General features: G+C 56.8%; 9 protein-coding genes and 1 pseudogene. 4 read left to right on the plus strand and 6 right to left on the minus strand.

From position 1 onward, the window contains the following. The 4 genes from ASC97_RS22955 to ASC97_RS22970 form a co-directional block, all read right to left on the minus strand. The gene (locus ASC97_RS22955) at positions 1 to 1098 is read right to left on the minus strand and encodes an ABC transporter ATP-binding protein (RefSeq protein WP_057470663.1); all 1098 of its coding nucleotides are present in this window, start codon (positions 1096 to 1098) and stop codon (positions 1 to 3) included. A 10-nt stretch (positions 1099 to 1108) separates the two neighbouring features. Continuing rightward, positions 1109 to 1999 carry a carbohydrate ABC transporter permease gene (locus ASC97_RS22960; protein ID WP_057470664.1) on the minus strand — a complete coding sequence of 297 codons (891 nt, stop codon included), beginning with the start codon at positions 1997 to 1999 and terminating at the stop codon, positions 1109 to 1111. Continuing rightward, a complete protein-coding gene (locus ASC97_RS22965; protein ID WP_057470665.1) occupies positions 1996 to 2958 on the minus strand; it encodes a carbohydrate ABC transporter permease in 963 nt (320 codons plus the stop codon). Before ASC97_RS22965 ends, ASC97_RS22960 begins: the two co-directional genes overlap by 4 nt. A 73-nt stretch (positions 2959 to 3031) precedes the next feature. Next, on the minus strand, positions 3032 to 4510 hold the full coding sequence (locus ASC97_RS22970; protein WP_057470666.1) for an ABC transporter substrate-binding protein: 1479 nt from the start codon (positions 4508 to 4510) through the stop codon (positions 3032 to 3034). Positions 4511 to 4723: 213 nt separating this feature from the next. On the opposite strand from ASC97_RS22970, the gene ASC97_RS22975 reads away from it, so the two are divergent. The 4 genes from ASC97_RS22975 to ASC97_RS22990 all read left to right on the plus strand — a co-directional run bounded on the left by ASC97_RS22975 (position 4724) and on the right by ASC97_RS22990 (position 9293). Then, positions 4724 to 5428, plus strand: coding sequence for a GntR family transcriptional regulator (locus tag ASC97_RS22975; protein WP_443216770.1), 705 nt, complete (start codon positions 4724 to 4726; stop codon positions 5426 to 5428). Positions 5429 to 5482: 54 nt separating this feature from the next. Beyond that, positions 5483 to 6649, plus strand: coding sequence for a mandelate racemase/muconate lactonizing enzyme family protein (locus tag ASC97_RS22980; RefSeq protein WP_057470667.1), 1167 nt, complete (start codon positions 5483 to 5485; stop codon positions 6647 to 6649). A 68-nt stretch (positions 6650 to 6717) separates the two neighbouring features. Further along, positions 6718 to 8079, plus strand: a complete 1362-nt coding sequence (locus ASC97_RS22985) for a mandelate racemase/muconate lactonizing enzyme family protein (RefSeq protein WP_057470668.1) — start codon at positions 6718 to 6720, stop codon at positions 8077 to 8079. A 14-nt stretch (positions 8080 to 8093) separates the two neighbouring features. Beyond that, the gene (locus tag ASC97_RS22990) at positions 8094 to 9293 is read left to right on the plus strand and encodes a mandelate racemase/muconate lactonizing enzyme family protein (protein WP_057470669.1); all 1200 of its coding nucleotides are present in this window, start codon (positions 8094 to 8096) and stop codon (positions 9291 to 9293) included. Between the two features lie 204 nt (positions 9294 to 9497). On the opposite strand, the gene ASC97_RS22995 is transcribed toward ASC97_RS22990, so the two are convergent. Together ASC97_RS22995 and ASC97_RS35550 are read right to left on the minus strand one after the other, a co-directional pair. Next, positions 9498 to 9791, minus strand: a complete 294-nt coding sequence (locus ASC97_RS22995) for a hypothetical protein (RefSeq protein ID WP_244481552.1) — start codon at positions 9789 to 9791, stop codon at positions 9498 to 9500. A gap of 456 nt (positions 9792 to 10247) precedes the next feature. Beyond that, positions 10248 to 10597: pseudogene (locus tag ASC97_RS35550) on the minus strand (aminoacyl--tRNA ligase-related protein); the annotation flags it as partial. Positions 10598 to 11036 lie beyond the last annotated feature (439 nt).

An 11036-nucleotide genomic window follows, 5' to 3' on the forward strand; every position in this document is an offset into this window, starting at 1 on the left:
TCAGTCGGCCTTGAGGGCCATTTCAGTCTCGCCGTCGAACAGATGCATCCGTTCCTGATCGAACTCTAGCCAGATCTGCTCGTCGGGCATGACGTCAACGGTGGGGGGCACGCTGACGTTGACGATTGCACCGGATAGCAGAGCTTGAACGAAGGTAACGTCGCCTGTCGGCTCTACCGTGTAGGCCCTTGCGGGAACGCTACCAGGCATCGCACTCTTGTGTAGCTTGATGGTCGAGTGCCGTGCGCCCAGCACCACTTTCTTGGTCGACGCTTGCGTGACCTTTCGGACGTTGTTGGGCGAGAGATCCAGACGCCAGCCTTCTGCACTCGTCAGTACGGTATTGCCGCCGGCGGTTGACGCTTCCAGCGGAACGAGGCTCATTGCCGGGCTGCCGACGAAGCTCGCGACGAACATATTCACCGGATGGGCAAAAACCTGAGCCGGGGAATCGTATTGCTGCAGGTAACCGCCGTTCATCACCGCCATCCTGTCGGCCATGGTCACCGCCTCGAGTTGGTCGTGGGTGACGTAAATGATGGTCGCCTTCAGGTCCTGGTGGAAACGCTTGATCTCGGAGCGCATCTGCACACGCAGCTTAGCATCGAGGTTGGAGAGTGGTTCATCCATGAGGAATACCGCGGGATCGCGAACAAGCGCGCGGCCCAACGCCACGCGCTGCTGTTGCCCCCCCGAAAGTTCGCGTGGTTTGCGCTCGAGCAATTGCGTCATGTCGAGCACCCGCGCTGCTTCCCTGACCTTCTTGTCGATCTCATCCCTCGGCAGCTTGCGCATTTGCAGCGGGAACGCCAGATTTTTGTAGACCGATTTCTGCGGATAGAGTGCGTAGTTCTGGAACACCATTGCGATGTCACGGTCCTTCGGGTCGAGGTCGTTGACCACCCTGTCACCAATGGCGATATCGCCCGACGTGACGGATGTGAGCCCCGCTACAAGATTGAGCGTGGTCGTCTTACCGCAGCCCGAAGGCCCGACGAGCGCCACGAATTCGCCGTCGTTGACCGTCAGCGAAACGTTCTTCACAGCTTTGAAGCTGCCATAGTACTTGACTAGATCTCTTAGGACCACATGGGCCACAGGCAACTCCCTAGTGCTTGACTGCGCCTTCGGTGAGGGCGCGTACGAAGTATCGTTGCAGTACGAGAAAGAGGACCACGACAGGCACGCTCATCATGAAGCTTGCTGCCATTAGACCTGGAAAGTCGGTTGTATTTTCTGAAAAGAAGCGCTGGATGCCGACCGGCAATGTCAACTGCTCGTTCTTTGAGAGGAAGGTATAGGCGTAGATGTATTCGTTCCACGCGCCAATGAAGGAATAGATCGCCGTGGCGATGATGCCTGGCGCTGAGAGTGGCATTACAATCAACAAGAAAGCCTGGAACCTCGTTGCCCCGTCGATACGCGCCGCCTGCTCGAGTTGCACTGGGATGTTGTCGTAGAAACCCTTGAGCAGCCAGATGGCAAGCGGCAAGCCGAACGTCAGGTAGGTAAGGATCAGCGACCCATGGGTGTTCACCAACCCTATCGCACGCATCAGGATGAAGAGCGGCACGAGAAAGATCACTGCAGGGAACATGTTTCGAAGCAAGACGGCGAAGAACAGGAAGTTTCGGCCCGGGAAGGTAAACCGCGAAAACGCGTAGGCCGCGGGAACTGCCACGATCACCGAAAGGATGGTTGTCGCGGTGGAAACGTAGAGGCTGTTCCAGAAGAAGCGCAGGAAGTCCTGGCCGACGCTGTTTTGAGGATCGAGCAGCTTCTGGTAGCTGGCGAGGGTGGGCTGGTCGGGCCACCACTGCGGCGGGAATTGCATGGCCGCAAAGCCGGACTTGATCGAGGTGATCAGCATCCAGATCATCGGCAATGCAGTGTAGAGTAACATGAACACAAGCAAGATGCGGCCACCCCAACGCCACCCATCGACGGCCATACGACGACGCGGCTGGGCGTCACGAGCAGCGTTGGCGATTGCGGTCATTCGCTTCCGTCCTTCTGTTCGTTGCCGCTTAGTGCACGGACGTAAAAATAGCCGAACGACATAAGGATGAGGAAAAGGAGCACGGAATAGGCAGACGCCACCCCCCATCGTTGACGGCCAAAGGCGAGTTCATAAATGTGGGTGATCCAGATGTGCGATGCATTCGAAGGCCCGCCGGCGGTCATGATCCAGGGGATAATAAAAGAGTTGAAGTTTGCCACTGCCAAGAGAAGGATCGTAACTATCGATACGTTTTTCACGTGCGGAAAGGTAACGTGCCAGAACCGCTGCCACGCGCTTGCTCCATCGACCTTTGCGGCGCGCAGCAACTGTTCGGGAACCGTCTGCAGCCCAGCCATCATCATGATCATGGCAAACGGAAATTCCCGCCAGATATTGACGACGATCAGCGAAGGCAGCACCGTGCTGACGTTGTCGATGAAATTCGGTGGGTGGTCGGCCAAACCGAGGCCGACCAGCACCGCGCCGATGATCCCGAAGTCCGAATGATAGATCCACTTCCAAATATAGGACGCGGCGACCGCGCTGATGACCCATGGAATAATTAAGATAGCGCGCAGGATTGCTCGCCCGAGAAAGTCACGATGGAGTGCAAGCGCGCAAGCAAATCCCAGGACAAACGAAATGAAAGTCGATCCGACGGTCCAAATGAGCGTGTTCTTGGTCACCGTCCAAAACACCGGACTTTTGAGGATGGAGGTGTAATTGTCGAAGCCGACAAAGATCTTGTCGCGAAGCTGCAGGCCAGGAGGCGTATTAAAGAATGACAGCTCGATGGTGTAGTAGATTGGGTAGGCGATCACGATGAGCATCACCGCGATGGCCGGTAGCACGTAAGCGTAGTCAGCGCGATGCACCCAGACTTTTTGCAGCACGCCCGTCCTGTCGGGTTGTAGTCTTCGGCGCGTCTCGGCGGCCTTGCCAGTCACGATCGTCACTTTACCTTGCCCTTCTTCGTAGGAAGAAACCGGCTGCAACCGAGGCGCAGCCGGTCAGCTCGTCAAGCTTGGACTAGAGCCCGCCATCCGTTAGCTCTTTAACCTTCTTAGCTGCGTCATCCGCGGCTTGGTCGACGGTCATGGCTCCGGTGAGGGCATTTTGCAGCATGTCCGGGATGATAATGTTCATGATCTCGGGAGATTGTGGCAACGCCGGGAACGGGATGCCGTATGGCAGCATCGAGGTCGTGACATCTAGGAACTTGATACTGTCGAGGCGTTCCTTCATCCATTTGGTTTTGAAGCCGTTAAGGTTTCCTGGGTTCGAACCTGCATAAGCCATCTTCAGCGACCACTCCGGGCTCGCCCACATGCAGCCGAGTGCCTTTGCAGCAGGCTCGTCGACCTTGCCACCCTCTACATATTCGGGCTTCAGGATGTGTATGTTCGAGCCGCCAAATACGACGGCACGCTTGCCGTCTGGGCCAGTCGGTATCAGACCGTAGCGCATGTTATCGATTACGGTCTGTGCCTTGTCCTTGTCGCTGCCCGTCGTTTTCTTTTGGAGGTCCAGCATGACGTTATAGTCAGAAGGGTGTGAGACCATCATGGCAAGCTGGCCAGCGAGGAAAAGGGGCTGATTGTCCGCCTGTTGGTTGGTGAGCGCCGACACCGGAACCGACTTGTCGCGAACATACATGTCGTAGGATGCTTGCAATGCCGCTTTGCTCTGCGGGCTGTCGAGCATGACGTCCTTGTAGGTCGGGTTGGCGGTCGCTTCGTCGAAAACACCGCCCCCATAGGCCCACAACTGCGGCATGAAGCGATATGGCGTATTGCCGGCATTCTTGCGCGCCACAAGGCCGTAACCGGCAATGCCGAGTTTATCGTGGATCTGTTTGGAATATTTGACGACGTCATCCCAGGTTGCGGGAGCCTTGTCCGGATCGAGGCCCGCACGCTTGAAGACGTCGGCGTTCCAGATAAACGCCATCGTCTCGTTGTTGGTGGGAATGCCGTAGGTCACCCCATCCCAGGTTACGGCCTTCATCGCGCCCGGCCAGAAATCCTCTGTCGGATAGCCTACGTCCTCGGGTTTGAGCGGCTGCAAGTACCCTTTTGAGGCGAACTCGGTACCACCCAGGATTTGCAGGCGGACCGCCATGGGCGCAGCGTTGCCAAGCAGTGCGGTCCGGAACTTGTCCAACAGGTCGTTATAGGTGAGTGCTTGCTCCTCGAGTTGGATGTTCGGATAGGTCTTACGAAAGGTTGCGAAGAAGTCCTTGTAATATTGGCGCAGGAGATCGGGGTCGCCTTCAAACACGCCCTGATACCAGAACGTCAGTCGCCCCTTGTAGTCCAGCGGCGTGACTTTGCCACAATCGCCTGCCGTGTCGAAATCCTCCGTGCCGGCGATGGAGCGTACGTATTCCGGTGACCACTTGCTCAGGTCTACCGGCGCACCCAGCGCGGATACGGACATCAGAGATAGCATCAGGGTTGTAGATACAGTGGTACGCACGGCGGCACCGCCGAGTGAAATCCTCGTCATGGGTATCCTCCAGGTTTTCTCCCAAGCCGCTCCGCGTTGAGGCGAGCGGTCTTTGCTCCCCGGCCGTTGGACTCCACTCCCAATGTATTCCTTCGACCTAATTGTAGGTTTCCAGATTAAAGATTTGCTGTCAATCAAAGAAATCGTACATTGTTTCCGGCCTCTGCGCATGATATCCGAGAAATACGTGTACTAACCGGGGCAGTCGTTACAGTGACAAGTGAATTCAAAGCAAAGCCACCTGAGGGGATCGACGATATCGGGGCGTCCAGCGAGGGCGCTTCGGTCTATCAACTGATCAGAGAAGACATCATCGAGGGGCGGCTTGCAGCCAACGAGCGACTGATAATCACGGACCTCGCCAAGCGCCACGGCACCTCGACCAACCCGGTTCGGGAAGCTTTGCAACTGTTGCGCGGGGAGGGCTTCGTCAGCTTCTTCCCGAACCGCGGCGCGCGCGTCAGGCCCATCGATCAGGATTTTGTTCGCGACATCTACGAAATAGGGGTGGTGATCGAGCCAGTATTGACGCGATGGTTCGTGAATATGGCGACCATCGAGGACATCGCAGAACTGGAGCGCATCCAAAGCTTGATCGAAGAGAACAACTTCGCCGATCCGGTCAGGCACAGCGAGCTGGACACCGCATTCCACACGGTAATGTACCAAAAGCACTATAACCGTCATGCGGCGGAGCTTTGGTGGAAGCATCGCGAGGTGCTCCGAGCCGTAAGCCGCCGATTCAACTTCACACTTGCCCGGCGCGCGGCGATCCTCGGCGAGCATCGCGAACTCATCGCATATATAAAAGCGGGAAATGCAAATGAGGCAGCGGAACTCATTGCACGGCATGTCGAAGGCTCAGGCCGTCACATCCTCGAACACATGCGCGCACGTAACGCCGCTCGGGCAGGGTAGAGTTCGCAGCTTGAACTAGTGTTGTCCCCATCACTTCAGACCGAGGCAGTTGAGATGAAAATCACCAGCGTACGGCCGTGGCTCATCAAATCGGATGCATCTTACTGGGGAGAATTTTTGTTTGTCGAAGTGACAACGGACGAGGGAGTGAGCGGGTGGGGGGAGATCACCACCACGACAAGGCTCGCCAATCGCGCCCTCTGCACGATCTTGCGGCACATCGGTTCGGCTGTAACAGGCGAGGACGCGGCGCGTATCGAGTATCTCTGGCACAAAATATTCCGCAGCTTCACCTACATGGGCAGTCGGGGCGCGGCGGTTGAATGTGTAAGCGCGATCGACATCGCCCTATGGGATATTCGCGGCAAGGTTCTTGGCAAGCCGATCTACGAGCTTTTAGGCGGACCGCTGCGCGATGAAATCGCGTTGTACACCCATCCCAATCAGGCAAAGTTTACCAGCAAAGAGGCGGTGGTCAGAGAAATTCGCGACATCGTCGCGTCCGGCCACACCGCGCTCAAGTTCGATCCTTTCCCCCATCAGGGCCGCACCTCCGGCGGAGAGGCGCGCGAGCAGCGCGACGGCTATCTCGACGGCAGCATGACCCGCAAGGATGAGCGCGAGGCTGCCGAACTCACCGCCCTTATCCGCGAAACGGCCGGCCCCGACGTCGACGTCCTGATTGATGCGCACGGCCGGTTCGACGTTCCGACCGCCATCCGGCTTTGCCGGAGCCTTGAGGAAGCGGGCCAAATCGACTGGTTCGAAGAGCCATGCCCACCCGAGAGCCTCAATGCCCTCAAACAGGTCCGTGAGAAGGTAAGTGCCCCAATCTCGTGGGGTGAGCGCGGCCACACGAAGTGGGATTTCGTGCCGGTTCTCGAAAACAAGCTCGCCGACTACATTATGCCTGACGTGACCTGGACGGGCGGCATCACCGAACTCAAAAAGATCTCCGCCCTGTGCGAAGCCTACTACATCCCGGTATCACCGCACGACGCCGCAGGTCCGATTAACGTGGTTGCGGGAGCGCAGGTGATGATGACCGTTCCTAACTTTTACAAGCTGGAAACGTCTGAGTGGAACCTGGGCAAATACGATCATCTCATCGACAAGCCATTGGATGTCTCGAATGGCAATCTCAAGCTTGCGGCCAGGCCTGGTCTCGGCATCGAGATGAACCGCGACTACCTACAGGCTCACGAGATCGAGCTAGATTAGCTTAGCAACGCTCCAGGCCGCGTTAAGGTATGCGACGAGGAGCCCCGCCGACCAAAACGAGGATTAAGATGCAAGTGGCAAATGGAGCCGACAAGGTGCTCAATCGGGTAAACGCGCATTCCAGGCCGTCCGACCTTCGCATCATAGATATGCGGGTAGCCGAAATTGTAGGTGCGCCATTCACCTCGGCGCTCCTCAAAATTTATACCAATCAAGGGATCGTCGGGCTCGGCGAAGTGCGCGATGGCGCGAGCGCCACCTACGCGCTCATGTTGAAGAGCCGGCTGCTTGGCGAGAACCCTTGCGACATCGACCGTTTGTTTCGCCGGATTAAGCAGTTTGGCGGGCACGGGCGGCAAGGCGGCGGCGTATCGGCGGTCGAGATTGCATTGTGGGATCTCGCGGGCAAGGCCTACGGAGTGCCTGTCTATCAAATGCTCGGCGGCCGTTTTCGTGATAAAGTTCGCGTCTACTGCGATACCGACGCCACAGTGCCGAGCGGCACCGAGACCGGCAAGCGGCTCAAGGAACGCATGGATCTAGGGTTCACCTTCCTCAAGATGGATTTGGGATTGATGCAGATCGCAGAGGTGCCCGGCGCGGTCGTATTTCCTGCCGGTTCATTGGAAGGATACCGCACCGGTCCGCATCGCGGGCCGCTAAAGAGCCTTGAAGAGCGGCGCATCCGCAACGCCGCGTATGATTTGCATAACGTCCAGCACCCGTTTACCGGCCTGCATTTTTCCGACAAGGGCCTCGACCTGCTTGAGCAATATATCGCCGAAGTTCGTGACGTCATAGGTATGGACGTGCCGCTTGCGATCGACCATATCGGACATATCTCTCTTCAGAATGGCATTCGCCTCGCCAGGCGCATCGAAAAATACGTCCCCGCCTGGCTCGAGGACGTGATCCCATGGCAATACACCGATCAATACCGGCAACTGCAGGACGCCACGACAATTCCGATCTGCACTGGCGAAGATATATACCTCAAGGAGGGTTTCGAGCCTTTGCTCAAAAGTGGCGGCGTCTCGATTATCCACCCCGATCTGCTCACCAGTGGCGGTATCCTCGAGACCAAAAAGATCGGCGATATGGCACAGGGGAATGGTGTCGCAATGGCTATCCACATGGCGGAGAGCCCGATCGCCGCAATGGCCGCGGCACATGTCGCGACCGCGACCGAGAATTTCATGGCGCTTGAATATCATTCCGCGGATGTCGAATGGTGGGATGATATCGTAACAGGGCCTCCAAAACCGTTGGTGAAGGACGGCTTCATCACTGTTTCCGACAAGCCGGGTCTCGGAATTGAAGACGTCGTCGATGAGGTTATCTCACAGCATTTGCAGCCGGGGGTTACTGGTATTTGGCAGCCTACGGATCGATGGGACGATGAATATTCCTGGGATCGTACCTGGAGCTGAGCAAAGGAACGAAGATGAAAATCACCGATCTCCGCTGCGCCGTTATCGGCAAACATCCGATTGTCCGCATCGTTACCGATGAGGGCCTTCATGGCTTAGGTGAAGTCGAATTCACCAAATCCTACCTCAAGCCCTGGGTGTTGCATTTCCGCGAGGCGCTGATTGGCGAGGATCCGACCGACGTCGAAAGAGTGATGTTAAAAATCCGCCAACGCGGCTCCTTCAAGCCTTACGGTGCAGCAGTGAGCGCCATCGAGCATGCGCTGTGGGATATCGCCGGGAAGGCCGCCGGCGTGCCCGTCTATAAACTGCTCGGCGGCAAGGTGCGCGACAAGGTGCGCGTTTACAACGGCTCTATTCGCCAAAAACGCGCTGGCGACCGGCCGGAGGATTACGCCGCTGACGTCAAATGGATGATGGAGCAGCCGCAGAACTTCTTCATGGTCAAGCAGGGAATCTCGTTCCACTCCAATATGAAGGACACGGTCGAGGATTTTCACTATGGCGTGACGCAAAAGAAGGCTGGTTATCACGGTGCAATGGATCAAGGCCTGATCAGCGAGCGCGGTTTCAATCACATGCTCGACTGCGTGATCGCCATGAAGGAAGTGCTGGGCGACAAAGTCAGCCTGGCGCTTGACTGCGGCCCGGGCTGGATGTTGCCCGATGCCATCAAGTTCGCTCGCGCGGTCGAAAAGTACAATTTGATGTGGCTCGAGGACATGCTGACCGGCGACTATGTACCGTGGGTCAATCCGCAGGCCTATCGTGAGCTGACAACCTCCACATCGACGCCGATCCACACCGGTGAGCAGATCTACCTGCGGCACAATTTCAAGGAACTGATCGAGACGCAGGCAGTGCGTGTCATTGGCCCTGACCCAGCCGATATTGGCGGCATTGCCGAGCTCAAATGGGTGGCCGAGCATGCCTATATGCACTCGATCCTGATGGCACCGCACGGCACAGCTAACGGGCTGCTGGGGCTCGGTGCCTTGATCAATGTCTGTGCAACATTGCCTGCTAATTATGTTGCGTTCGAATATCCCAGCGCCTCCGATCCCTGGTGGGAAGATTTGGTCGTCGGCTTACCCTCGCAGATCGTGAAGGACAGTATGGTAGACCTGCTGGAAGCACCCGGGCTCGGCCTCGACATCGACGCCGACGGAGCAAGGAAATATCTCGCAGAAGAGGACAAGGGCTTCTTCGACTGAACTCCCGCGAGATGTAAATACGGGGCTGAATTGGTGCCGTTTGGCAGTTAAACGTAAGAATGCGTCCGTTATTTTCCAATTTGGCATTTAATTTGAGATTTTCGACCGTGAGAATCTCAAATTAAGTGCAACTGTGACGACCAAAGCGAATGACGTGAACAGTCCAATATGTCTCCTATGGCACTCTCGAAGCGGGCTTTGTTTTCACCCATCATATGGCCACTCAGCATCGGGGCCAGCATGCTGGACGATGGCCACACCTGCTAAGAGAGCGGGCCGCAAATGCAGGGGCAAGATCGGATTTGCCGGGTTCGGAAGTTTGCTGATTTCCATCTGCATAACTTCGTCCAAATCAGGAATGGTGACACCGAGCACCCTGTAGCCCGACGGTTCGTAACCGGGCAGCGACTTTGGAACGCGTCGCATTAGCAGGAGACGATCAACCGCAACCGGCGATACCCAGTTTTGGATACCATGCTCAGCCTCGTTGTCGAGCATTTGCTCTCTCATCAGCGCTGCATGGTGATAGCCGCCGAAGGGCAGTGGACCGCCAACTGTCTGCAGAATGCCTCCGCAAAGCGCGCAGGTGATCCGCCAGCCGAAAAACTGGCTTCGAAGAATGATGTGCGATCCATCGATCTTCGGGAAACAACTGCAGCAACCTTATCCTGAGAGCGGAGACGACCCGGGTGCTCGGTCGGGTCCGGCGCTACAAGAGCTGGCATCCAGTCGCTTGCTATTCAGCTGCATCGTCGCAGCCCGGATAGCCGCGCGTAGTTGATACCTTACATGTTCCCGTCGGTACGGAAATGTGCGCATGTCGTTGATATAGTATTACGCATAACTACAACGCACGATACGCTATTAGATATCGCCCTTGTCAAGCTTTGTGAACCTTCCCCCCCAACGCGGTGAGCGACGGGGCAACGGAGTGATCCACATGAGACTTTTAAACATCATCCTTCGGACGGGTTCCAAGCATGCCACATGATAGTCCATGCCCGTGTCGGCGGTGAACGCTGCCTGGAACTCCATCTGCCAGAATTCCTTCAGGCGCATGTGGGCAGTGGTCTGCTCTTGCTCTCGACGATAGGAGCGGCCGGCCTGTCAGACGCGAAGTGGCAGCTTCGTCCCTGAGTGGCTGTCAAGAAGGTGGTCCATGTATGCGTAGGTTGATGGCGTTGTCTCCGGTCGGAGGACAAGCTCGGTCTCCGTCAGGGTGATTTTTTCCTGAGCCCAGTGTCCGCGTTTTCATAGGCATTGGAGATCATGTGGCTGGGGATGAGCGTTGGTGCCTCGACCCACTGGAGCATGGATTGCTCCCATGCAATCCTGCCTCGTGGCGAGCAGTGGGTGGCAAGTATCAAGCCCCTTCGCGGAGAGCCATCGCAGATGGGCGGAACGGGCTTGATGTGCGTGAGGTGAGGGCAGAGCCATAGGTGAGCCCAAACGGCTGGTGGAGGTCAAGTGGCCCCCGGCCGTTCTCGAAAGGCAAGTCCGGCAATCCTGACGGCCGCCCTTTTGGTTCTGTCAGCATCAAAGCCGAACCGCAAAAGCTCATTCAGATCATCGTCACAGATGAGGTGAAGCCGCTTACCCAGCAACCGGAAGATATTCCAGTTGGGCGGAAGATCGCGCTTAATGTATGCGACGTCCACGCCCCATAGATTTTTCGGTTGATCTACGGGCCGTCAAATGAGCTCACCGAAGAGTATCTGACGAGCTCATTGTGAGGCTCTGATG

The organism is Rhizobium sp. Root1203 (assembly GCF_001424945.1).
GTDB lineage: Bacteria > Pseudomonadota > Alphaproteobacteria > Rhizobiales > Rhizobiaceae > Rhizobium.

Excerpts from the sequence above, each read along its gene's own strand:
- ASC97_RS22985 (WP_057470668.1), top strand. The coding sequence starts at position 6,718 with ATGCAAGTGGCAAATGGAGCCGACAAGGTGCTCAATCGGGTAAACGCG.
- ASC97_RS22995 (WP_244481552.1), bottom strand. The coding sequence starts at position 9,791 with ATGCTCGACAACGAGGCTGAGCATGGTATCCAAAACTGGGTATCGCCG.
- ASC97_RS22970 (WP_057470666.1), bottom strand. The coding sequence starts at position 4,510 with ATGACGAGGATTTCACTCGGCGGTGCCGCCGTGCGTACCACTGTATCT.
- ASC97_RS22990 (WP_057470669.1), top strand. The coding sequence starts at position 8,094 with ATGAAAATCACCGATCTCCGCTGCGCCGTTATCGGCAAACATCCGATT.
- ASC97_RS22980 (WP_057470667.1), top strand. The coding sequence starts at position 5,483 with ATGAAAATCACCAGCGTACGGCCGTGGCTCATCAAATCGGATGCATCT.
- ASC97_RS22960 (WP_057470664.1), bottom strand. The coding sequence starts at position 1,999 with ATGACCGCAATCGCCAACGCTGCTCGTGACGCCCAGCCGCGTCGTCGT.